Here is a 21,489-nt window from a genome sequence, read left to right as displayed (position 1 = left end):
TCGAACCGCAAGGCCCCATCGAAACCGAAGCAGCCCGACGCCTCGACGACGAACTCAACCAGAAGTAGCCCTCCAGTTACCCAACACTCTCTGAGGCGTCCGCCTGCGTCGGGGCCCAGGGACGGACCGGCCGCCGGGTCACGGGCCGACGGCGGCGCGCCCGGGGGTCAGGCCCGCCGGCCCGCCGCCAGCCCGGCCATCAGCGAGACCTCGGCCGTACGGGACTGCTCGACGCGCCGGGCGAAGGCGCGTACCCGCGGATCGGCGCCGACCGTCTGGTGCGCCCGGGCCAGGTCGGCCGCCGCGTCCTGGTGCGGAGCGAGCAGCTCGAGCAGGACGCGGTCGACCTCCCCGTCCGGGGCGGTCCGCAGGCGTGCCATGTCCTCGGCGGCGGTCCCGTGCCCTCCGTGGTCGTGCCGGCGGGCGGCCTCGGCGGCGGCCGGCCCGGCGTCCCGCAGCCAGCCGCGCATCGTGGCGAGTTCGTCGGACTCGGTGGTTTCGATGGCGGCGACCAGGGTGCGCAGCTTCCGGTCGGTCACCCGGTCGCGACCGAGCCGCACCATCTCCAGCGTCTGCTCGGTGTGTGCCGCCAACGTGGCCAGGAAGACCACGTCCAGGCCGTTCATCTCGGCCCCGGCGGTCGCGGCCGTGCCCGGCGACGCGGGGGCGGGCGACGCCGGGGCGGTCTGCGCGGCGCAGCCGGGCACCAGCAGCAGGGCGGCGAGCATGGCGACCGTGGGCAGCCGTCGCATGGCGTACTCCGATCCGGGAAGGGGTGACGGGTGCGGCGGGCGCCGAGGCGGGCCGCACCCGTCCGGTCAGACCTGGGTCCAGAGCGCCGGCACGTACGGCGGTTCCCAGCCGGGGATCGCGGTGTGCGGCTGCCGGCAGCGGTACGTCAGGCCGCCGTAGGTGACCTGGTCACCGATCTGGTACGCCCGACCCGCCGTCCAGGTGCCGCCCGGCGCGGGCGGGGTGGTCGGGGCGGCGGTGGGGGTCGGCGTGGGCGACGGGGCCGGCGGCGTCGGGCTCGGGGTGGGCGACGGGTTGCCGCCGCCGACCTGGAGGTCGACACAGGAGTAGAAGGCGTTGGCGGTGTCCGCGATGTTCCACACGGCGAGGACCTTCTGCCGTCCCGGGTAGCTGCCCAGGTTGACGGTGTGCGAGACGGTGGCGCCGGGCTGCTGCCCGCCGCCGTCGAAGACGGCCACCCGGGTGCCGCCGATGAAGTACTCCCAGTTGCTGGTGGCGTGCCGGGCGGTGTTGGTCCAGGTGAAGGTGACGGAGCTACCCACCGACGTGGCGGGCCAGCCCCGGCTGTCGTCGTTGAGGACGGCGAACTGGGCGATCCCCGCATGGCAGCTGCGCAGCCCCTTGGGGCCCTCGACGCTCTGCGGCTCGTACTTGATCTGCCCGCAGTCGGGGACCCGCCCCTGCGCGCAGAGCGCCTGGCGGCTCGGCGGGCCGGACACGTAGCCGTGGGCCTGGGCGGGCGCCGCGACGGCCAGTGCGGAGGCGACGGCGCCCGTCGCCACGAGCGGGATGGTGATTCTTCGGCGCATGGTGGCAGCTCCTTCAGACTTCGGCCTGGTGAGATGCCCTCCAACATAAATTAAACCTTGTTAACAGTAAAGACTCCTGTCGATAAAAGCATCGACCGGGGCAAACACGCAGGGTGACCGGTCAGAGCAGCAGCAGGCTGCCGCGCTCGTCCACCCGGTCGGCGGAGTCGTCGTCCAGCCACACCCCGCCGGTGGCGAGGTAGCGGAAGCGGCACTCCCCCGGGCCGAGCCGCACGGTGACTGTCCGGGTGCCGTCACGACGGGGCACCAGCTCGTGCCGCCCCGGCTCCCAGCCGTTGAAGGAGCCGACCACGCTGACCGCGCCGGGCGGGGTGTCGCGGGGCAGGCTGAAGGTGACCCGTACCTGGTTGCCGAAGAGCTTGTTCCGCTTGATCATGTCGTGTTCCTCCGGGGTCGTGCGCGGTCACCCGGTACAACGCCCGACACGCCGGGGGCGACACGCCGCCCAGCCGGAGTGACCTGGGCGATTTCCCCCGCCCGGCGCGATCCGGTGCCGCAGGCTTGGGGGAAACGTGTCGGTATTCGGGGGGTTCTGTCGTGGCGACGTGCGAGGTCTGCGGTAACGACTACTGGATGGCGTTCGAGGTGCGGACCGTCAGCGGCGACGTGCACACCTTCGACTGCTTCGAGTGCGCCGCGCACAAGTTGGCGCCCATCTGCGAGCACTGCCAGGTCAAGATCGTCGGGCACGGGGTGGAGGTGTCCGGCCGGTTCTTCTGCTGCGCGCACTGCGCCCGCGCGGAGGAGGGCGCCCAGGGCGCCGAGATCCGCGACGCGGTCGGCGCCCGCCCCGCCTGACGCCGGCGACCGGGCCGGACGGCGGTCGGGGGCGGCGGCCGACGGGCCGGTGGGCACGACCTACCATCGCGGGGTGCCGCAGACCCCCGTGACGAGGACCGCCTCGTTCGCCGAACTCGACGCCCGCACCTTCCACGACCTGCTCCGGCTCCGGATCGACGTGTTCGTGGTGGAGCAGGCGTGCCCGTACCCGGAACTCGACGGGCGCGACGTCGAGCCGGGCACCCGGCACCTCTGGCTCGACGACGGCGGCGCACCCCTGGCGTACCTGCGGATCCTCGCGGACCCGGGCGGCGTGGCGCGGATCGGGCGGGTGGTGGTGGCGCCGGAGGCGCGCGGCGGCGGGCACGCGGGCCGGCTGCTGGCCGCGGCGCTGGAGCTGGTCGGCGACCGCCCCTGCGTGCTGGGGGCCCAGTCCCACCTGGTCGGCCTCTACGCCCGCCACGGCTTCGCCGTCAGCGGCCCCGAGTACGTCGAGGACGGCATCCCGCACACCCCGATGCGCCGGGAAGGCATTGACCGAGGCCGATAAATGTGACAGCCTCCGGGCAGAGCCGTCGCGGAAGCCACGCAGCGCGCACGGGAGGGGCAACTCCCGGGCCGTCCGGGCGTCGTCGTCCGACCTCTCCCCCCGGGGGCTCCATGTCCACTCACCTTCGATCATCCCGCCTGGCCTGGCTGCTCGCCGTCGCGGCGACCGCCGTGCTGCTGCTGACCACTGCCCTGGCCAACCCGGTGTCGGCGCACGGATCCGTCGTGGACCCCGCGTCACGCAACTACGGCTGCTGGCAACGCTGGGGCAGCGACTTCCAGAATCCTCGGATGGCCACCGAGGACCCGATGTGCTGGCAGGCCTGGCAGGCCAACCCGAACGCCATGTGGAACTGGAACGGGCTGTTCCGCGAGGGCGTCGCCGGCAACCACCAGGCCGCCATCCCGAACGGCCAGCTCTGCTCCGGCGGCCGGACCGAGGGCGGTCGCTACGACGCCCTCGACACGGTCGGCGCCTGGAAGACCGCCCCGGTCTCCAGCAACTTCCGGGTCCGCCTGTACGACCAGGCCAGTCACGGCGCCGACTACATCCGGGTGTACGTGACGAAGCAGGGCTTCGACGCGCTCACCGAGCCGCTGGGCTGGGACGACCTGGAACTGGTCGGCCAGATCGGCAACACCCCGGCGTCGGGGTGGAAGCCGGAGCCCAACGGTGTCTCCATCGAGATCCCGGCGAACGCGCCGGGGCGGACCGGGCGGCACGTCGTCTACACCATCTGGCAGGCCAGCCACCTGGACCAGTCGTACTACCTGTGCAGCGACGTCGACTTCTCCGGCGGGCCGACCAGCCCGCCACCGACGACGCCGCCGCCGAGCACTCCCCCGCCCACCACCCCGCCCCCGACGACCCCGCCGCCGGCCGGGGCCTGCACGGCCACCTACCGGGTCACCGGGCAGTGGGGCGGAGGCTTCCAGGGTGAGGTGACGGTGACCGCCGGCGGCGGGGCCGTCAAGGGTTGGTCCGTGACCTGGACCTACGCCGACGGCCAGCAGGTCACGTCGGCCTGGAACGCGACCGTGACCACCAGCGGCACTCGGATCGTCGCCCGCAACGCGGCCCACAACGGGTCGCTGGCCCCCGGGGCGAGCACCACGTTCGGCTTCCTCGGCTCGTGGTCCGGCACCAACAGCACGCCGACGCCCACCTGCACGACCGTCGTCTGATCCGCACCGGAGCCCCGGCCGGGGCCGCGTCCCCATCCCTCCGGGGCGCGACCCCGGCCGGCCCGCGCATCGGGATCATCAGGTCGCTGTCGAGCTGCCCCACCGGTGAGACCACCACCGGGCGGGCCACCGCCCCCTCCGCCGGTGAGACCGCCACCGGGCCGGGCGGGCCACCGCCCCACCGGTGAGACCGCCACCGGGCCGGCCACCGCCCCACCCCACGGGGCAGCTCGACAGGGCCGGCACACCAACCACCGCCGCCCGCCTCGCCCCGGCGGCGTAAAGCGTCCGGCGGGCGACCGCGCGTCAGACGAGGCCGTTGACGATGTCGGCGACCGAGCGGCGGCGGCCGGTGTAGAAGGGGATCTCCTCCCGGACGTGCCGGCGGGCGCCGGAGCCCCGCAGGTCGCGCATCAGGTCGACGATCCGGTGCAGCTCGTCGGCCTCGAACGCGAGCATCCACTCGTAGTCGCCGAGCGCGAACGAGGCGACCGTGTTGGCCCGCACGTCCGGGTAGCCACGGGCCATCTTGCCGTGCTCGGCGAGCAGCTCGCGCCGCTCGGCGTCCGGCAGCAGGTACCACTCGTAGGAGCGGACGAACGGGTAGACGCAGACGTACGCGCGCGCCTCCTCGCCGGCGAGGAACGCGGGGATGTGGCTCTTGTTGAACTCCGCCGGCCGGTGCAGGGCCATCTGCGACCAGACCGGCGTGAGCGCCCGGCCCAGCGTGGTGCGGCGGAACCGCAGGTACGCGTCCTGGAGGTCGTCGCTCGAGGCGGAGTGCCACCAGATCATCAGGTCGGCGTCGGCGCGCAGCCCCGAGACGTCGTACGTGCCGCGGACGACCACGTCCTTGCTCGCCAGCTCCGCGAAGAGCGCCTCGACCTCGCCGGTGACGTTCTCGCGCAAGGACGGGAGCGGGCTGGTGGCCCGGTACACCGACCACATCGTGTAGCGGATGCTGTCGTTGAGCTCCCGCAGCCGGGCCGCGTTGGTCTGCTCGGTCATGTCCCCGATCCTCCCAGTGCTGTGATGATCTCCTCGGCCGCCGTCTCGCCGGAGCGGACGCAGATTGGGATGCCGACCCCGTCGTACCCGGCGCCGGCCAGGACCAGCGTCGGGTGGCTCGCCCGCAGGGCCGCCCGCGCGGCGGCCACCCGGTCGGCGTGACCCGGGGTGTACTGCGGCAGCGACCCGCCCCAGCGCTGCACGTGGCCGGCGACCGGTGCGGGCAGCGGCACGCCGAGCACCGCCGACAGTTCCCGGTGCACGGTGGCGGCCAGGTCCTCGTCGGTGCGCTGCACCTGCCGTTCCTCGCCGTAGCGGCCCACGGAGGCGCGCACCAGCGCCAGCCCGTCGGTGCGGCGCAGGTGGCCCCACTTGGTGGTGAAGAAGGTCGACGCCTTGATCAGCAGGCCCTCGGTGCTCGGTACCAGGAAGCCGGACAGCTCCGGCAGCTCCGGCTCGGGCAGCGCCAGGGTGACCAGCGCGACGCTGGCGTAGTCCAGCCCGCCGACGCCCTCCGCCGCCTCCGGGGCGCAGCCGGCGAGCAGCCGGGCCGCCGGGCGGGCCGGCACGGCCAGCACCACGGCGTCGACGTCGACCAGCTCCGCCTCGCGGGTGGGGCCGACGGTCAGCCGCCACCCGGCCCCGGTCGGGATCAGCTCGCGTACCGCCGCGCCCCGCCGGATCGTCGCCCCGCTGGCCGCCGCCGCGGCCTCGACCAGCGTGCCGAGCCCGCCGGCCAGGGTCCCGAAGACCGGCGCCCCCGGCGCACGGGGGGCCGCGGCCTGCGCGGCGCGGACCGCGCCCACCAGGGTGTGCTCCACCCGGGCGGCCCGAGCCAGCGCGGGCATGGTGGTGGCCAGGGAGAGGTCGTCGGCCCGGCCGGCGTAGACGCCGCCGAGCATCGGGTCGACCAGCCGGTCGACCACCTCGTCGCCGAACCTGGCCCGGACCAGCGCGCCGACGGAGACGTCGTCCTGCGCGCCGAGCAGCGGGCGGCCGGCGTCGACGTCGGCGTCCGCCGCCGGGCGCGCGACCGTGGCCACGCGCTCCAGGTCCCCGGGTACGCCGACCAGCGTGCCGCCCGGGATCGGGCGCAGCCCGCCGTCGACGACGAGCGCGGCCTGCCCGACCGTGGGGTGCACGATCCGCCCGCCCAGGCCGAGCCGGCGGACGAGGGCCACGGCGGCGGACTCGCCCCCGGCCGGGTCACGCATCAGGAACGACTCGGCGCCGAACTCCACCGTCGAGCCGGCCAACTCGCCGGTGCGCAGCTTGCCACCGAGCGCACCGGACTGCTCGTACACCGTGATCTCGGTGCCCGCGGGGGCCCGGTCGCGCAGCCGGACCGCGGCGGCCAGCCCGGCGATCCCGCCGCCGACCACCGCCACCCGCCACGGCGCCCGCATGTCGCTCAGCCCCGGTCGGCCGGCTCGGCGGACAGCTCGTGCACCAGTGCCACCACCCGGGTCAGCACGCCGGGATCGGTCTCCGGCAGCACGCCGTGCCCCAGGTTGAACACGTGCCCGGGGGCGGCCCGGCCCTGCTCCACGATCCGCCGCACCTCGCCCTCGACGACCGGCCACGGCGCGAGCAGCACGCACGGGTCGAGGTTGCCCTGCACCGCCCGGTCCGGCCCGATCCGCCGGGACGCCGCGTCCAGCGGCGTACGCCAGTCGACGCCGACCACGTCGGCGCCGGCCTCGCCCATCGCACCGAGCAGCTCGCCGGTGCCCACCCCGAAGTGGATCCGGGGCACGCCCGCGTCGGCCAGCCCGGCCAGCACGCCCGCCGAGTGCGGCAGCACGAAGCGGCGGTAGTCGGCCTCCGACAGCGCGCCGGCCCACGAGTCGAAGAGCTGCACCGCGGAGACCCCGGCGGCCACCTGGATCCGCAGGAACTCGAGCGTCACCTCGGCCAGCCGGCCGCAGAGCGCGTGCCACAGCTCAGGCTGGCCATACATGAGGGCCTTGGTCTTCGCGTGGGTACGCGACGGGCCGCCCTCGACCAGGTAGCTGGCCAGGGTGAACGGCGCGCCGGCGAAGCCGATCAGCGGGGTGTCGCCCAGCTCGGCGACGAGCATCCGGACCGCCTCGTCCACATAGGAGACGTCGTCGCGGGTGATCGGCCGGATCCGTTCCACGTCGGGCAGGGTGCGCACGGGCTCGGCGACCACCGGGCCCGTGCCGGGCACGATGTCCAGGTCCACCCCGGCGGCGGCGACCGGCACCACGATGTCGCTGAACAGGATCGCGGCGTCCACCCCGTGCCGGCGTACCGGCTGGAGGGTGATCTCGGTGACCAGGTCGGGGCGGCGGCAGGACTCCAGCATCGCCACGTTGGCCCGGATCTCGCGGTATTCCGGCAGCGACCGGCCGGCCTGACGCATGAACCAGACGGGGGTGTGCGGGCCGCGCTGGCGCCGGCAGGCCCGGACGAAGGGCGAGTCGGCCGGTCCGCCGGGGCGGGGGTCTTCGTCTCGGGCGTCGGCGCCCGTCGGCGTGGTGGTCATCGCGGCCATCGTGCCACGCGGGACGCGAGCGGCAGCGGGCAGCGCCGCCTTTTGTGACCCCGGTCAGCCCGGTGGGGAGCGGGCGCCTGCGGGGCGCCGTCCGGGGCGGTGGCGCCGTCGCGGCGGGGGCGGCCTCGGCGCGCCTCTCGGGCGGGGGGCCGGCCGGCGGCATAGGCTGCCGGCATGGCCCCCCCGATCGCGCTCCCGGAGACCTTCGCCCGCGCGGTCACCGGGCTGCGGTCCGCGGCGCCCCGGCCGGAGATCGTGCTGGAGGAGGTCGGCGCGCCGCAGCGACTCGCCCCGTACGCCTTCGCGCTCTCCGCCACCGTCCTGCGCGACGGCGAGGAGGTGGCCTCCGGGCGGCTGATCCTGCTGCACGACCCGGCCGGCCACGAGGCATGGCAGGGCACCCTGCGGCTGGTCACCTACGTGACGGCGGAGCTGGAGGTCGACCTGGCCGCCGACCCGCTGCTGCCGGGGGTGGGCTGGACGTGGCTGACGGACGCCCTGGAGGCGCAGGACGCGGAGCACCGGGCGATCGGCGGCACGATCACCCAGACCATGTCGACCCGGTTCGGTGACCTGGCCGGGCCGCCCGCGGCGGGCGACATCGAGATCCGCGCCTCCTGGACGCCGGTCGACGACGACCTCGGCCCGCACCTGCTGGCCTGGTGCGCGCTGCTGGCCTCGACCGCCGGGCTGCCCCCGCCCGGGGTGACCGCGCTGCCGGAGCGTCGCCCCGCCGGCGCGGCCTGACCCCGCGACGGGTCACCTCACAGATACTTCTCGGCCTCGTTGCAGACCTTGTCCATGCCCTGGATGGCCCGGTCGTAGGCCGCCTTGTTGCCGTTGGCCGCCGCGGCGAGCGCGGTGGTCAGCTTGTCGAGGCAGCTGGCGATGACCTTCTTCTGCCGGGCCTGCTCGTCCCGGTCGTTGCGGGTGCCGGTGAGGTCCTGCTCGGTGTCGCCGAGCTTGTCCCGGACCGCCTGGAGGTCGGTCTTGAGCTTCTCGATCTCCTTGCCGTTCGCCGCGATGGTGCCGTCGCGCTGGCTGACCTCGCTGGCCATCTTCTTCTCGGTCCGGGCCAGCTCGTTGTTGGTCGACACGAACAGGCCGGTCATCACCCCGCCCAGGACGAAGAGCAGCCCGGCCACGACGGCCAGGACCAGCACCTTGTGGCTCTTGCGGGGGCCGCCCGGCGCGGGGGCGCCGAAGGGCGGGGCGGAGCCGGGCGGGGCGGACATCGGCTGCCCGTACGCCGGTCCGGAGGAGGCCGGGGGCACCGACATCGGCTGCCCGAAGGCCGGCCCGCCGGAGACCTGGCCGCCGTGGGGCGACGCGCCGCCGGGGGTGTAGCCGGGCGAGGCGCTGCCCGGGGTGTAGCCGGGCGAGGCGGGCGGCGCGGACTGCGGGTAACCGGAGGGCCCGGCCGGCGGCGCGGACTGCGGGTAACCGGAGGGCCCGGCCGGCGGCGCGGACTGCGGGTAGCCGGCGGACGGGGCCGGGTTGTACTGCTGCGGGGCCGGAGCGTACTGCTGGCCGGCGTCCGGCTGTTCGGGCGTGTACTGGCGCGGGCTGCCGTAGGTGGTGCCGTGCGGGGCGCCGCCCGACGGCGGCTGACCGGGCGCGGTCGGCGGGTACGGCGGGTAGCCCTCCGGCCCGGTCGGTGGCTGGGACATCTCGTTCTTCCTCCACGTGTGCTGGCCGGGCGGCAGGCTCCGCCGGGCCGAAGGGGGTTGGGCGTTTCCGGGGTCAGCAGATCTTGAAACCGTTGCAGGCGACCTTGATCGGTACGGCGAGGCCGATCCCCTCGGCGTTGCGGGCCTTGGCGGTGGCGATGCCGACGACCTGCTTGCTGCCGTTGATCACCGGGCCGCCCGAGTTGCCGGGGTTGATCGGGGCGTCGAACTGGATGACCGGGCCCTCGCCGCCGCCGGCCTCGCGGAAGGCGCTCACCACGCCGGTGGTGACGCTGTCCTCCAGGCCGAGCGGGGCGCCGACGACCACGATCTGCTGCCCGGACTTCACCGCGGCGGGCGCGGCGACCAGGCCGGTGAACTTGCCGTTGGTCCGCAGGTGGGCGACGTCGTTCGCCTCGTCGACGCGCACGATGGTCGCCGGGAAGCGCTGGTCGGCGCGCTCCAGGAAGACCTCCCGCTCGCCGGTCTGCCAGAGCGCGTCCACCACGTGGTAGTTGGTGAACAGGTTGGTGCCCCCGCCCGCGGCCGGTTTGCCGATCGCGAACGCGGTGCCGGTGGAGTTGCCGGCCCGGACCCGGAACACGCTGGGCAGCACGGCGCTGGCCACGGCCTCCGGGTTGAACGCGGCGCCGGCCTGCTTCTCCAGCGCCCCCGCCCGGGACTCCAGGCCGTCGAGCCGGGTGCCGTCGGCCGCCTGCGCCGCCGCCACCCGGCTGTCGGTGTCGCCCAGCCGGTTCGAGAGCCGGTTGATCTGGTACGCCTGCACGCCCGTCACCACGGCCAGCAGGCCGGCGAGCACGAGCGCGGTGATGGTGAGCCCGCGCCCCTTCGTCGCCGGGGCGGGCCCGACGGGGTGCGGCTGGCCTGGCCCGGGGCCCTGGGGGTGGCCGTGGGCGGGCGGCTGGCCGGTGGCGCCCGGCGGCGTCGACCCGGACGCGGGGGGCCAGCCGGACCCCGGGGTGACCCCGGGCGGCGGCGTCGACGGGCCCGGGGCGGCGGTGGACGGCGAGCCGCCGTGCCCCCAGCCGCCGGCGGCGGGCGGGGCGGCCGGGGCGGGCGCGCCGGCCGGGGCTGCGCCCCACTGGCCCGGCTGCGCCGGCGGCGACCAGGCGGGCCGGGCGGACGGGGGCTGCCCGGGGGCACCCGGCGGCGGATACGCGGTGGCGACCGGCTCGATCCGGGGCGGTAGTGGCCCGGGCCGGGTCGTCCCCGGCGGGAACCCGCCGTCGCCCGGTCCCGCCGGGCCCCTGTCCGCCGACCCGTAGCCAGCAGTCATGATCGCCTTGCCCTCCCCGTAGACGCCCCGCTCCGTTCACGGGACCCTGATGATGCCGTACCCGCGCAACGGCCCGATGGACCGTACCTGCGTCAACGGCCTTTGTCTTCCCCTATGTCCGCCTTCCGGCAGGACATCCGGCGGTCGGCGGCCGACACACACCGGACCGGCTTCACCCACCGCGTCGCGTCGCCCACTAGGGTTGTCAGGTGACCGACGAACCACCCCTGCGCCGTCGGCCCGCCGAAAGCCGTACGGGAAACGATGCGCACCACCCGCCGTCGGCCCGACCGGAGCCGGAGGCCGCGGGGACCGAACCGACCGCCGACGGGCCCGTTCCGCTGACCGCCCCGCGTGAGGGCACGCCCCAGCCGGCCGCCACACCCGACGAGCTGGCCGACGTCGTGGCCCGCTTCGCGGCGGGCACCGGCCCCGTCGCCCTGGACGCGGAACGCGCCTCGGGCTACCGCTACAGCCAGCGCGCCTACCTGGTGCAGCTGCGCCGGGCCGGCTCCGGCACGGCGCTGATCGACCCGCTGCCGCTGCCCGACCTGAGCGCCCTCGACACGGTGATCGGCGAGGCCGAGTGGGTGCTCCACGCCGCCAGCCAGGACCTGCCCTGCCTGGCCGAGGTGGGCCTGCGCCCGCGCCGGCTGTTCGACACCGAACTGGCCGCCCGGCTGGCCGGATTCGAGCGGGTCGGCCTGGCCGCGCTGACCGAGCAGCTACTCGGGTTCAGCCTGGAGAAGCACCACTCGGCGGCCGACTGGTCGAGCCGCCCGCTGCCGGAGTCCTGGCTGACCTACGCCGCGCTCGACGTGGAGATGCTCGTCGACCTGCGCGACGCGCTCGACGAGGAACTGACCCGGCAGGGCAAGTCCGCGTGGGCGGCGGAGGAGTTCGCCGCGCTGGTGCGCACCGGCGCCCGCCCGCCCCGGGTCCGGGCCGAGCCGTGGCGCCGCACCTCCGGCATCCACCGCCTCCGCGGGGCGCGGGCCCAGGCCCGCGTCCGTGCCCTCTGGTACGCGCGGGACCAGATCGCCGCCCGGCGGGACGCCGCCCCCGGGCGGGTGCTGCCGGATTCGGCCATCGTCGCGGCGGCGGAGCTGGATCCGAAGGACGAGAAGACCCTGCTCACCCTGCCCGGCTTCGGTGGCCGCTCGGTGCGCCGGCTGGCCCGCACCTGGCTGGCCGCGCTGGACGACGCGCGGCAACTGCCCGACGACGCGCTGCCGGTCGCCCCGACGGTCGAGGGGCCCCCGCCGCCGCACCGCTGGGCCGAGCGGGACCCGGTGGCGGCGGCCCGGCTGGCCCGCTGCCGGGAGGTGGTGGTCCGGATCGCCGGCGCGCACCACCTGCCGCCGGAGAACCTGATCGCCCCCGACTCGGTCCGCCGGCTGGCCTGGGTGCCGCCGGAGGAGGTCACGGAGGCCGCCGTCGCGGAGACGCTGCGGGGCCTCAACGCCCGCGAGTGGCAGATCAGCCTGCTCCTCCCCGCCCTCGCGGAGGCCCTCACCGATCCACCCCCCGCCGCCGCCTGACCCGACGGTGTGGGGTGGGCCACACGGGGGTGGGTGCCAGCGATGGTTACTGACGAGTAGCATCCGGAGGAACACGCCCGTGCCGGCGACCTTCGTCCGGTCCGTAGTGCCGCCTGCCGGCGCCGAGGCCGGATCAGGTCGAAGAGGAGGCTCAAGTGCCCCGTGAAGTTCGGGATGTCGTCTTCGTCGACGGCGTCCGTACCCCGTTCGGCAAGGCGGGTGGCATGTACGCCAACACCCGCGCCGACGACCTGGTGATCCGCTGCATCCGCGAGCTGCTGCGCCGTAACCCGCAGCTGCCGCCGGAGCGGGTCGAGGAGGTCGCGATCGCCGCCACCACCCAGATCGGCGACCAGGGCCTGACCATCGGCCGGACCGCCGCCCTGCTGGCGGGCCTACCCAAGACCGTTCCCGGCTTCGCGATCGACCGGATGTGCGCTGGCGCCATGACCGCGGTGACCACCGTCGCCAGCGGCATCGCCATGGGCGCCTACGACGTGGCCATCGCCGGCGGCGTCGAGCACATGGGCCGCCACCCGATGGGCGAGGGCGTCAACCCGAACCCGCGGATCGTCGCCGAGAAGCTGGTCGACCCGTCCGCGCTGGTCATGGGTGCGACCGCGGAGAACCTGCACGACCGGGTCCCGCACATCACCAAGCAGCGCACCGACGCGTTCGCGCTCGCCTCGCAGCAGAAGACCGCCAAGGCGTACGCCAACGGCAAGCTCCAGGACGACCTGGTGTCCGTGGGGGTCCGCGACGAGGAGAACGCCTGGGGCCTGGCCACGGTCGACGAGGCTCCCCGGGACACCTCGCTGGAGAAGCTCGCCACCCTGAAGACCCCGTTCCGCCCGCACGGCAAGGTCACCGCGGGCAACGCGGCCGGCCTGAACGACGGCGCGACCGCCAGCCTGCTCGCCTCCGAGGACGTCGCCCGCGAGCTGGGCCTGCCGATCGCCATGCGGCTGGTGTCGTTCGGCTTCGTCGGCGTCGAGCCCGAGGTGATGGGCGTCGGTCCGATCCCGTCGACCGAGAAGGCGCTGCGCCTCGCCGGCCTGACCATCGACGACATCGGCCTGTTCGAGCTGAACGAGGCGTTCGCCGTGCAGGTGCTCGCCTTCCTCGACCACTTCGGCATCGCCGACGACGACCCGCGGGTCAACCCGTGGGGCGGCGCGATCGCCATCGGTCACCCGCTCGCCTCCTCGGGCGTCCGGCTGATGACCCAGCTGGCCCGGCAGTTCGCCGAGCACCCCGAGGTCCGCTACGGCGTCACCGCCATGTGCATCGGCATCGGCATGGGCGGCACGGTCATCTGGGAGAACCCGCACTGGACGGAGTCCGGCAAGCCGGCTCAGGGGGAGGGCAACAAGTGAGCGCGCTCGCCGCACCGAACGAGGTCGTCACCAGGGCGCTGCTGCGCCAGGTGAACGTACCGGGGCTGGACCGGCCGGCCGCTCTGATCACCCTGGACAACGGCTTCGACCACACCAAGCCGAACAGCTTCGGCCCGGGCGGCCTGACCAGCCTGGACGAGGCGATCACCGCCGCCCTGGCCGCCGACCCGGCGTTCGTCGCGGTCACCGGCAAGCCGTACGTCTTCTGCGTGGGCGCGGACATCACCAGCCTGCCGCAGCTCGCCGACCGCGAGCAGGCCCTGGAGATCGGCCGGCTCGGCCACCGGGTGTTCGCCCGGCTCAGGGACAGCGAGGTCCCGACCTTCGCCTTCGTCAACGGCGCGGCCATGGGCGGCGGCCTGGAGCTGGCCCTGCACTGCCACTACCGGACGCTCTCCGGCGGCGCGGCGGCGCTGGCCCTGCCCGAGGTCTCCCTCGGCCTGGTCCCCGGCTGGGGCGGCACCCAGCTGCTGCCGAACCTGATCGGCATCCCGGCGGCGACCCAGGTGATCATCCAGAACCCGCTGATGCAGAACAAGATGCTCAAGCCGAAGCAGGCCGCCGAGATGGGCATCGCGGACGTGCTGCTGGAGCCGGCGGACTTCCTGGAGCGGTCCCTGGAGTGGGCCGCCGGCGTCGTCCGGGGCGAGGTCACCGTGACCCGGCCCGAGGTCGACAAGGACATGTGGGCGGGCGTGCTCTACTTCGCCCGGCAGACCCTCGACGCGCGGCTGCACGGCGCGGTCCCGGCCGCGTACAAGGCGCTGGACCTGCTGGAGACGGCGAAGGACGCCGACTTCGCCACCGGCACCGCCGCCGAGGACGAGGCCCTCGCCGACCTGGTCTTCTCCGAGGAGCTGCGCAGCGGCCTCTACGCGTTCGACCTGGTGCAGCGGCGGGCCAAGCGGCCGGCCGGCGCGCCGGACAAGGGCCTGGCCCGGCCGGTCACCAAGGTGGGCATCGTCGGCGCCGGCCTGATGGCCAGCCAGCTCGCCCTGCTCTTCGCCCGCCGCCTCCAGGTGCCGGTCGTCATGACCGACCTGGACCAGGCCCGGGTCGACAAGGGCGTCGGCTACGTGCACACCCAGATCGAGAAGGCCGTCAGCAAGGGCCGGATGGACAAGGGCACGGCCGCCAAGCTGTACGGCCTGGTCAGCGGCTCGGTCGACAAGGGCGTCTTCGCCGACGCCGACTTCGTCATCGAGGCCGTCTTCGAGGATCTCGGCGTCAAGAAGCAGGTCTGGGCCGAGCTGGAGAAGATCGTCAAGCCGGAGGCGGTGCTGGCCACCAACACCTCCTCCCTGTCGATCACCGCGATGGCCGAGGAGCTGGAGCACCCCGAGCGGGTGGTCGGCTTCCACTTCTTCAACCCGGTCGCGGTGCTGCCGCTGCTGGAGATCGTCCGGGGCGAGCGGACCGACGACGCCACGCTGGCCACCGCGTTCGCGGTCGGCAAGCAGCTGAAGAAGTCCTCCGTGCTGGTCTCCGACGCCCCGGCGTTCGTGGTCAACCGGCTGCTCACCCGCTTCCTCGGCACCGTCTTCGCCGCCGTGGACGCGGGCACCCCGCTGGACGTGGCGAACGCCGCGCTGGACCCGCTGGGCCTGCCGATGCGCCCGCTCGCCCTGCTCCAACTCGTCGGGCCGGCCGTGGCGTACCACGTGGGCGGCACCCTGCACGCCGCGTTCCCGGACCGCTTCGGCGTCAGCGAGAACCTCAAGCGGATCGCCGACTCCGGTCAGCCGATCGTCGTCGACGACCAGATCAACGACGAGGTGGCCAAGCTGCTCGTGGTCGGCGACCAGCCGCTCACCGCCGAGCAGGTGCGCCAGAACGCGCTCGACGCGCTGGCGCAGGAGATCCGGCTCATGCTCGACGAGGGCGTCGTCGCCGAGGCGCAGGACATCGACCTGTGCATGATCCTCGGCGCGGGTTGGCCGTTCCACCTGGGCGGCGTCACGCCGTACCTGGACCGGACCGGCACCTCCGAGCGGGTCACCGGCCGGCGGTTCCTGCCGCACAAGGTGGCCAGCCTGCCCGCCTGATCCAACCCGCCCCCCGCGTTCGCGGTGGTTGCCCCGTCCAGCTTGGATGGTGGTGGCCACCGCGATCGTCGTTGCGGCCGATACGGTCGGGATCGGGACAGCGGTACCGTGCCGTGGCTGGCTACGATCACCCGTTCGCACCCTCGCCTGGAGCTGATCATGTCCCAACCGCCGGTCGATCCCTGGTCCGGGCAGCCGGAGAACGACACGCACTACGACTTCCACCCGCCGCGACAGGACGGCTACCCGGCACCGCCCAGCGTCGGCTGGGGGTCCCCGCCGGGCGGGCAGCCGCCGCCGGGCGGGCAGCAGCCAGCGGACGGCGGCTGGCCCGGGCCCCAGCCGTACCCCGGGCCCACCTCGGCGCAGCCGTACCCGGGGCCCACCTCGGCGCAGCCGTACCCGGGGCCCACCTCGGCCCAGCCGTACCCGGGGCCCACGTCGGCCCAGCCGCACCCGGGGCCTACGGCCCAGCCGCACCCCGGCCCCCCGCCGGCCCAGCCGTACCCCACCCAGCCCTACGGCGGGTATCCCGCCACACCGCAGGGCGGGTTCCCCACCAGTCCGTACGCCGGCTACCCGCCGCCCTCCCCCGGCGCGGGCCGCCCGGCGCGGCCGCACCAGCTGGTCCTGAGCCTGGGCCTCGTCGGGCTGCTGGTGCTCTGCCTCGGCGGGGGCGGCATCGCCTACCTCGCCTACGAGGGCGACCAGGGCGCCGACCCCCGGCCCACCCCGACCGCGTCCCCGACCGCGGCACCGTCGAGCGCCACGCCGAGCGCCGCCCCGTCGTCCGAGGCCACCCCGTCCGCCGAGCCCAGTGCCGCCCCGCAGATCCGGGTCGTCACGCCGGAGACGCTCGCGGGCCGCCCCAAGAGCACCGAGCCGACCCTGCGGAAGGCGGCCGACGACATGGTCCGCGAGCTGCGGACCTCGGTGCGCGGCGAGACCGGCGTCGCCGGTGCCTTCTACGGCAGCGCCGACGAGCGGAACATGGTCATGGTGATCGCCGCCTCCACCTTCGTGCTCAATCCCGAGGGGGAGCTCGACGACGCGATCAAGGGCATCTCCAAGGAGCTCGCCGTCACGAAGATGACCACCATCGCCCCGGGACCGCAGGGCGGCCTGGCCAAGTGCGGCGACGGCGAGTCGGCGGGCGTGCCCCTGGGCGTCTGCGCGTGGGCCGACCACGGCAGCGTCGGGATGATCGTGATGTTCTTCTCCTCCGCGGCCGCCTCGGCGGCGGAGTTCGTCGCCATCCGCGGCCAGATCGAGCAGAAGTACTGACCGGTACGCGTCGCCGTCCACGACCGCGTGGGGCGCCGGGCGGCACCGAACAACATTTCCCCTCGCGCAGACCGGGAGCCGACCGATGTCCTACCCGCCCGCCAACTCCTACCCGCCGCCGCCCGACGGCGGCGGCCCGTACGGCTCGTACCCGCCGCCCCAGGCCGGCGGGTACGGACCCCCGCCGCAGGCCGGCGGGTACGGGCCACCGCCCCAGGCCGGCGGGTACGGGCCGCCGGCCGGGGGCGTCCCGGGGGCGCCGTACGGCGGCCCGCCGGTCGCGCGGAAGTCCAGCGCCGGCAGGATCGTCCTGATCTCGCTCGCGGTGGTGCTCGTGCTCTGCCTGGGCGGCGCGGCGATCGTCGCCTTCGCCGTCAAGGACGAGGTCAAGGAGACCGTCGACGCCACCCGGATCCGGGTCGTCGCGCCGGCGACCCTCGCCGGACGACCCAAGGCGACCGACCCGACCCTCCAGGCCGGCGCCCGGCAACTCGAGGCGGAACTCAACAAGACGATCCCCGGCGCCACCAGCACCGTCGGCGAGTTCTACGGCACCCCCGCCGACAAGGACCTCGTGATGATCGCCGCCGCGTCCGGCCTGAACCCGGACCCGGCCAGGGCGCTCGAGGACACCATCAGGGGCGCGCGCACCAGCGACGTGCGACTGGGCGAGATGAGCTCCGTGGATCCGGGCCCGCTCGGTGGCGAGGCCAAGTGCGGCGACGCCAAGGCGCGGGACGTGCCGCTGGGCGTCTGCGTGTGGAGCGACAAGGGCAGCGTCGGCATGGTCATCATCTACTTCAAGACGGGCCAGCAGGCCCACGCCGAGTTCGCCACCATCCGGGGGCAGGTCGAGCAGAAGTCCTGACCCGTACGGCGGTGCGCGGGGGCCCGCCCACGACGGTGGACGGGCCCCTTCGCGTCAACCCGCCGTGGCGGCCCGCTCGGCGGCGCTGCGCAGTACGCAGAACTCGTTGCCCTCCGGGTCGGCGAGCACCACCCAGCCCGAGCCGTCGGCGCGGCGCTGGTCGGCGACCTGGGTGGCACCGATGCCCACCAGGCGCGCCACCTCCTCGTCCCGGGTCCGGTCCGCAGGCTCCAGGTCGAGGTGGAGACGGTTCTTCACCTCCTTGCCCTCCGGCACCGCCACGAAGAGCACCTCCGGGCCGCCCGGGGGCAGCAGCATGGCCTCCGAGTCGCCGGGGAAGTCGTCCGGCTGGCGGGGGCAGTCGAAGACCTGCGCCCAGAAGCCGGCCAGCGCGTACGTGTCGCGGCAGTCGATGCAGATGTTGTGGATCCGTGCGCTCACGGGTGTTCCTCCTCGATGGTCGTACCCGCCCTCTCCGCCGCGCCGCGCAGGACGCAGAACTCGTTGCCCTCCGGGTCGGCGAGCACCACCCAGCCCGTACCGTCGGCGCGCCGGCGATCGCTCACCAGGACCGCGCCGAGGCCGAGCACCCGCTCGACCTCCTGCTCCCGGGTCCGACCGGCCGGTTGGAGGCAGACGTGCACCCGGTTCTTGACCGTCCTGGCCTCGGGGACCCGCTGGAAGAAGACGTTCGGGGTGGCACCGTCCGGGGGCAGCAGCGCCGCCTCCGGGTCGCCCGGGGCGTCGTCGGCGTGCCGGGCGTACCCGAGCACCGCCGACCAGAAGCCGGCGAGGGCGTAGGTGTCGTGACAGTCGAAACTGATGTTGTGGATCCGTGGATACACAGGTTCCTCCGCTGAGGATGGAGGCGCCCCGCGTGCGTGAGGGTCAGCCGGCGAGACGGGGCGCGGAGATCATGACGGTGGACATCGACGCACCCCCCTCCGGTCCTCGAGCTGACCCCATGATCCTTCCATCAGGCCAGCCCTCCCCGCAACCCCCGCCCGTCACCGCCGGGCGGCCGGTTCGGCGGTGACCGCCGGGGCGGCCTCCGCCGCCGGCAGGGTCACCGTGACCTCCAGCCCGCCACCGGACTGGGCGATCACCTTCACCGTGCCGCCGTGCGCGTCGCAGACCGCCCGGACGATGGAGAGCCCGAGGCCCGAGCCGCGCGCGCCGGTACGCTCCCGGCCGCCGCGCCGGAACGGCTCGAACAGGCCCGGCACGTCGGCCTGGTCCACCTCGAAACCGGTGTTGCCCACCACCAGCCAGGACCGGCACCCGTCCGAGCCGGTGCGCACCCAGAGCCGACCGTGCAGGTGGTTGTAGCGGATCGCGTTCTCGATCAGGTTGCCGGCCAGCCGGTCGAGCAGCCCGGGGTCGCCGACGACCGGCGCGGACTCCAGCGAGGTCTGCACCCGCAGCTTGATCCGCTCCACCTCCCGGCGTACCGCCGACAGGGCGTTGGCGGTGCCGGCGGCGAGGTCGCACTCGGTGCGGCGGCCGAGGCGGCGGCCCGCCTGGGCCTCGCTGCGGGCGAGCACCAGCAGGGCGTCGACCAGCCCGTTGGCCCGCTCGGAGGCGTCCCGGACGACGGTGGCCATCCGGCGGTACTCGGCGGCGTCCGCCTCGTCGTCGCTGAGCGTCACGTCGATCTCGGTGCGCATCACCGCGAGCGGGGTCCGCAGCTCGTGCGAGGCGTTGGCCACGAAGCGCTTCTGCGCCTCGAACGCGGCGGCGATCCGGTCCAGCATCTCGTCGAAGGTCGCCGCCAGCTCGGCCACCTCGTCGTCGGCGCCCGAGTAGCCGATCCGCTGGTCCAGGGTGGTCTCGCCGAGCCGGCGGGCGGTGGCGGTGACCTGGTGCAGCGGGCGCAGCGCCCGGCCGGCCACCGCGTACGCGCCGGCCACCCCGACCACGCTGATCGCCAGCAGCGCCACCAGGCCCTTGGCCAGCAGCTCCGCGCTGGCGGCGTCGACCAGTTGGCGCTGCCACTGCGCGGCGTCCAGCGACCGGCCGTCGGCCAGCACCACCGTGGTGCCGGGCAGCAGCTCGTCGGTCGGGCGCAGCGCGTCGCGGACCAGCAGCCAGGCCAGCAGCACCAGGATCGCGCCCGCGCCGACCAGCAGCACGCCGTTGAGCAGGGTCAGCCGCAGCCGCAGCGTGGGCCGCAGCCGGGCCCGCCGCGTCGTGGCGTCCGCCTTCGTTCGCGACTGCGCGGGCCGCAGGGCCGGCTCACTCCTCGCGCTCACCGTGCCACCTTCATTCGCGACTGCGGGGCTCGCAAACCCGGCTCACTCCTCGCGCTCACCGTGCCACCTTCATTCGCGACTGCGGGGCTCGCAAACCCGGCTCACTCCTCGCGCTCATGCCGACGCCTCCGCCGTGCGGTAACCCGCGCCGACCACCGTCTCGATCAGCGGCGGGTCGCCGAGCTTCTTGCGCAACGTCATGACGGTGACCCGGACGATCGTGGTGAACGGATCGGTGTTGGCGTCCCAGACCCGTTCCAGCAACTCCTCGCTGGAGACCACCGCGCCGCGCGCCTTGAGCAGCTCGCAGAGCACGCCGAACTCCTTGTTGGTCAGGTCGACCGGCTGGCCGCTCCGGGTGGCGACCCGGCGGGCCGGGTCGAGGACGAGGTCGGCGAGTTCGAGCACCGGCGGCGCGGCGGGGGTGGCCCGGCGGCCGAGCGCCTGCACCCGGGCGACCAGTTCGTCGAAGGCGAACGGCTTCGGCAGGTAGTCGTCCGCGCCGAGCTGCAACCCCTCCACCCGGTCGGCGACGGTGCCGCTGGCGGTCAGCATCAGCACCCGGGTGAGGGTGCCGGAGGCGGCCAGCTCGGCGCAGATCTGGTCACCGTGCACGCCGGGCAGGTCCCGGTCCAGCACCACCACGTCGTACCGGGTGACGAACGCCATCTCGTGGCCGCTGTCGCCGTCGTAGGCGACGTCCACCGCCATGCCCCGCTTGCGCAGCCCCCGCGCGATCGCGTCGGCGAGGTTGCGCTCGTCCTCGACCACCAGTACCCGCATTCCGGCCTCCTCGCGCCCCTGACCACCCACAACCTAGTGCCGGCCGCCAAACCGGGCCGCACCCGCCGTCCCGGGTCGACCCCGTTGCAGAAAACCTTCGTCGTACGCGATGCTTCCGGCATCAACCTTCGCGACGGACGGGGAGACGCATGACCGACGCGGCGCCGACGATGCGGCGGGACGTCACCTACCGGGGCTTCCGCCTGCCGGGCGACGCCGGGCTGGGCAGCCTGTCCGGGCTGCGCGCCGGCGGGCGGGGTCTCGAACTGGCCGACCCGGTCGACCGGCTCGACCACACCGACGCCGACGGCCGCACCCGCCGGTACGCGGCCGGCAGCTGGACGTCCCCGCCCGTGCCGGTCGGCTTCGCCGTGCGCGACGTGGTGCCCTCGTGGACCGGCGACACCCCCGGCGACTGCTGGCTGCGCGTGGAGCTGCGGGGCTGGCACGACGACGCCCCGTCGACCGGGTGGTACGTCCTCGCCGACTGGGCGGCCGACGACCACGCGTTCCGCCGGACGTCCGTGCCCGGGCAGCACGACGCCGACGCCCGGGTGGACACGGACACCCTGGTGGTGACGGGCGCGACGGTCACCGGCTGGCAGGCCCGGGTCACCCTGCTCCGGCCGGAGGACGCCGACGCGACGCCGGTGCTGCGCGCGGTCGGGGCGGTCGCCGCCGGCCCGCGCCCGACGGCGTCGGCCGGGCCCGACCCGGTCGTCGGGCCCG

21 protein-coding genes and 1 pseudogene are annotated in these 21,489 nt (G+C 74.8%); 10 read left to right on the top strand and 12 right to left on the bottom strand.

What is annotated here, in order from left to right; translation table 11 throughout:
* Positions 1 to 167: 167 nt before the first annotated feature.
* From AB0G13_RS27665 to AB0G13_RS27655, 3 genes are all read right to left on the bottom strand, one after another.
* Positions 168 to 752, bottom strand: a complete 585-nt coding sequence (locus tag AB0G13_RS27665) for a DUF305 domain-containing protein (RefSeq protein WP_357880177.1) — start codon at positions 750 to 752, stop codon at positions 168 to 170.
* Between the two features lie 66 nt (positions 753 to 818).
* The gene (locus tag AB0G13_RS27660) at positions 819 to 1,562 is read right to left on the bottom strand and encodes a lytic polysaccharide monooxygenase (RefSeq protein WP_357880174.1); all 744 of its coding nucleotides are present in this window, start codon (positions 1,560 to 1,562) and stop codon (positions 819 to 821) included.
* A 121-nt stretch (positions 1,563 to 1,683) separates the two neighbouring features.
* Positions 1,684 to 1,959: an isoamylase early set domain-containing protein gene (locus tag AB0G13_RS27655; RefSeq protein ID WP_357880171.1), complete on the bottom strand. Its 276-nt coding sequence runs from the start codon at positions 1,957 to 1,959 to the stop codon at positions 1,684 to 1,686.
* A gap of 161 nt (positions 1,960 to 2,120) precedes the next feature.
* On the opposite strand from AB0G13_RS27655, the gene AB0G13_RS27650 reads away from it, so the two are divergent.
* From AB0G13_RS27650 to AB0G13_RS27640, 3 genes are all read left to right on the top strand, one after another.
* Positions 2,121 to 2,381 (top strand): Prokaryotic metallothionein, encoded by a 261-nt coding sequence (locus AB0G13_RS27650; protein WP_357880167.1) that lies wholly within the window; start codon positions 2,121 to 2,123, stop codon positions 2,379 to 2,381.
* 73 nt (positions 2,382 to 2,454) lie between these two features.
* Complete coding sequence (locus AB0G13_RS27645) at positions 2,455 to 2,913, top strand: GNAT family N-acetyltransferase (RefSeq protein WP_357880164.1); 459 nt, start codon at positions 2,455 to 2,457, stop codon at positions 2,911 to 2,913.
* Positions 2,914 to 3,023: 110 nt separating this feature from the next.
* Positions 3,024 to 4,097 carry a lytic polysaccharide monooxygenase gene (locus AB0G13_RS27640; RefSeq protein WP_357880161.1) on the top strand — a complete coding sequence of 358 codons (1,074 nt, stop codon included), beginning with the start codon at positions 3,024 to 3,026 and terminating at the stop codon, positions 4,095 to 4,097.
* Between the two features lie 306 nt (positions 4,098 to 4,403).
* On the opposite strand, the gene hemQ is transcribed toward AB0G13_RS27640, so the two are convergent.
* Genes hemQ through hemE form a run of 3 tightly spaced genes read right to left on the bottom strand, consistent with a single transcriptional unit; the run spans position 4,404 to position 7,614 of the window.
* On the bottom strand, positions 4,404 to 5,105 hold the full coding sequence (hemQ, locus tag AB0G13_RS27635; RefSeq protein ID WP_357880158.1) for a hydrogen peroxide-dependent heme synthase: 702 nt from the start codon (positions 5,103 to 5,105) through the stop codon (positions 4,404 to 4,406).
* Positions 5,102 to 6,511 carry a protoporphyrinogen oxidase gene (gene hemG, locus AB0G13_RS27630; protein WP_357880155.1) on the bottom strand — a complete coding sequence of 470 codons (1,410 nt, stop codon included), beginning with the start codon at positions 6,509 to 6,511 and terminating at the stop codon, positions 5,102 to 5,104. The genes hemQ and hemG overlap by 4 nt, the downstream gene beginning before the upstream one ends.
* A gap of 5 nt (positions 6,512 to 6,516) precedes the next feature.
* Positions 6,517 to 7,614 (bottom strand): uroporphyrinogen decarboxylase, encoded by a 1,098-nt coding sequence (gene hemE / locus AB0G13_RS27625; RefSeq protein ID WP_357880152.1) that lies wholly within the window; start codon positions 7,612 to 7,614, stop codon positions 6,517 to 6,519.
* A gap of 183 nt (positions 7,615 to 7,797) precedes the next feature.
* On the opposite strand from hemE, the gene AB0G13_RS27620 reads away from it, so the two are divergent.
* Positions 7,798 to 8,370, top strand: a complete 573-nt coding sequence (locus AB0G13_RS27620; protein WP_357880149.1) for a DUF3000 domain-containing protein — start codon at positions 7,798 to 7,800, stop codon at positions 8,368 to 8,370.
* Between the two features lie 17 nt (positions 8,371 to 8,387).
* On the opposite strand, the gene AB0G13_RS27615 is transcribed toward AB0G13_RS27620, so the two are convergent.
* A complete protein-coding gene (locus AB0G13_RS27615) occupies positions 8,388 to 9,293 on the bottom strand; it encodes a hypothetical protein (protein ID WP_357880146.1) in 906 nt (301 codons plus the stop codon).
* A 73-nt stretch (positions 9,294 to 9,366) separates the two neighbouring features.
* Positions 9,367 to 10,590: a trypsin-like peptidase domain-containing protein gene (locus AB0G13_RS27610; RefSeq protein WP_357880144.1), complete on the bottom strand. Its 1,224-nt coding sequence runs from the start codon at positions 10,588 to 10,590 to the stop codon at positions 9,367 to 9,369.
* Between the two features lie 209 nt (positions 10,591 to 10,799).
* Between AB0G13_RS27610 and AB0G13_RS27605 the strand changes: the two genes are divergently transcribed.
* The 5 genes from AB0G13_RS27605 to AB0G13_RS27585 all read left to right on the top strand — a co-directional run bounded on the left by AB0G13_RS27605 (position 10,800) and on the right by AB0G13_RS27585 (position 17,725).
* The gene (locus AB0G13_RS27605) at positions 10,800 to 12,131 is read left to right on the top strand and encodes a ribonuclease D (RefSeq protein WP_357880142.1); all 1,332 of its coding nucleotides are present in this window, start codon (positions 10,800 to 10,802) and stop codon (positions 12,129 to 12,131) included.
* A gap of 155 nt (positions 12,132 to 12,286) precedes the next feature.
* A complete protein-coding gene (locus AB0G13_RS27600; protein WP_357880139.1) occupies positions 12,287 to 13,507 on the top strand; it encodes a thiolase family protein in 1,221 nt (406 codons plus the stop codon).
* Complete coding sequence (locus tag AB0G13_RS27595) at positions 13,504 to 15,573, top strand: 3-hydroxyacyl-CoA dehydrogenase NAD-binding domain-containing protein (RefSeq protein WP_357880135.1); 2,070 nt, start codon at positions 13,504 to 13,506, stop codon at positions 15,571 to 15,573. Before AB0G13_RS27600 ends, AB0G13_RS27595 begins: the two co-directional genes overlap by 4 nt.
* Before the next feature lie 159 nt (positions 15,574 to 15,732).
* Entirely contained in the window at positions 15,733 to 16,857 is a 1,125-nt protein-coding gene (locus tag AB0G13_RS27590; RefSeq protein WP_357880132.1) for a hypothetical protein, read from the top strand.
* A gap of 85 nt (positions 16,858 to 16,942) precedes the next feature.
* Entirely contained in the window at positions 16,943 to 17,725 is a 783-nt protein-coding gene (locus AB0G13_RS27585) for a hypothetical protein (RefSeq protein ID WP_357880129.1), read from the top strand.
* 54 nt (positions 17,726 to 17,779) lie between these two features.
* Here AB0G13_RS27585 and AB0G13_RS27580 read toward each other — a convergent pair whose 3' ends face one another.
* The 4 genes from AB0G13_RS27580 to AB0G13_RS27565 all read right to left on the bottom strand — a co-directional run bounded on the left by AB0G13_RS27580 (position 17,780) and on the right by AB0G13_RS27565 (position 20,760).
* On the bottom strand, positions 17,780 to 18,166 hold the full coding sequence (locus tag AB0G13_RS27580) for a VOC family protein (protein WP_357880126.1): 387 nt from the start codon (positions 18,164 to 18,166) through the stop codon (positions 17,780 to 17,782).
* Entirely contained in the window at positions 18,163 to 18,570 is a 408-nt protein-coding gene (locus AB0G13_RS27575; RefSeq protein WP_357880123.1) for a VOC family protein, read from the bottom strand. Before AB0G13_RS27575 ends, AB0G13_RS27580 begins: the two co-directional genes overlap by 4 nt.
* Before the next feature lie 162 nt (positions 18,571 to 18,732).
* Positions 18,733 to 19,899 carry a HAMP domain-containing sensor histidine kinase gene (locus AB0G13_RS27570; protein ID WP_357880180.1) on the bottom strand — a complete coding sequence of 389 codons (1,167 nt, stop codon included), beginning with the start codon at positions 19,897 to 19,899 and terminating at the stop codon, positions 18,733 to 18,735.
* 192 nt (positions 19,900 to 20,091) lie between these two features.
* Positions 20,092 to 20,760 (bottom strand): response regulator transcription factor, encoded by a 669-nt coding sequence (locus tag AB0G13_RS27565; protein ID WP_357880120.1) that lies wholly within the window; start codon positions 20,758 to 20,760, stop codon positions 20,092 to 20,094.
* 149 nt (positions 20,761 to 20,909) lie between these two features.
* On the opposite strand from AB0G13_RS27565, the pseudogene AB0G13_RS27560 reads away from it, so the two are divergent.
* A pseudogene (locus AB0G13_RS27560) lies at positions 20,910 to 21,489 on the top strand (peptidase C39 family protein); the annotation flags it as partial.

Origin of the sequence: Micromonospora sp. NPDC023633 (assembly GCF_040640035.1) — a bacterium.
Classification (GTDB): Bacteria; Actinomycetota; Actinomycetes; order Mycobacteriales; family Micromonosporaceae; genus Micromonospora.
The sequence above is the reverse complement of the archived record's forward strand: the minus strand, read 5'-3'. Positions and strand labels throughout refer to the sequence as shown.

Excerpts from the sequence above, each read along its gene's own strand:
- hemQ (WP_357880158.1), bottom strand. The coding sequence starts at position 5,105 with ATGACCGAGCAGACCAACGCGGCCCGGCTGCGGGAGCTCAACGACAGC.
- AB0G13_RS27660 (WP_357880174.1), bottom strand. The coding sequence starts at position 1,562 with ATGCGCCGAAGAATCACCATCCCGCTCGTGGCGACGGGCGCCGTCGCC.
- AB0G13_RS27565 (WP_357880120.1), bottom strand. The coding sequence starts at position 20,760 with ATGCGGGTACTGGTGGTCGAGGACGAGCGCAACCTCGCCGACGCGATC.
- AB0G13_RS27655 (WP_357880171.1), bottom strand. The coding sequence starts at position 1,959 with ATGATCAAGCGGAACAAGCTCTTCGGCAACCAGGTACGGGTCACCTTC.
- AB0G13_RS27620 (WP_357880149.1), top strand. The coding sequence starts at position 7,798 with ATGGCCCCCCCGATCGCGCTCCCGGAGACCTTCGCCCGCGCGGTCACC.
- AB0G13_RS27590 (WP_357880132.1), top strand. The coding sequence starts at position 15,733 with ATGTCCCAACCGCCGGTCGATCCCTGGTCCGGGCAGCCGGAGAACGAC.
- AB0G13_RS27585 (WP_357880129.1), top strand. The coding sequence starts at position 16,943 with ATGTCCTACCCGCCCGCCAACTCCTACCCGCCGCCGCCCGACGGCGGC.
- AB0G13_RS27615 (WP_357880146.1), bottom strand. The coding sequence starts at position 9,293 with ATGTCCCAGCCACCGACCGGGCCGGAGGGCTACCCGCCGTACCCGCCG.
- AB0G13_RS27640 (WP_357880161.1), top strand. The coding sequence starts at position 3,024 with ATGTCCACTCACCTTCGATCATCCCGCCTGGCCTGGCTGCTCGCCGTC.
- AB0G13_RS27665 (WP_357880177.1), bottom strand. The coding sequence starts at position 752 with ATGCGACGGCTGCCCACGGTCGCCATGCTCGCCGCCCTGCTGCTGGTG.
- hemG (WP_357880155.1), bottom strand. The coding sequence starts at position 6,511 with ATGCGGGCGCCGTGGCGGGTGGCGGTGGTCGGCGGCGGGATCGCCGGG.
- AB0G13_RS27610 (WP_357880144.1), bottom strand. The coding sequence starts at position 10,590 with ATGACTGCTGGCTACGGGTCGGCGGACAGGGGCCCGGCGGGACCGGGC.
- hemE (WP_357880152.1), bottom strand. The coding sequence starts at position 7,614 with ATGACCACCACGCCGACGGGCGCCGACGCCCGAGACGAAGACCCCCGC.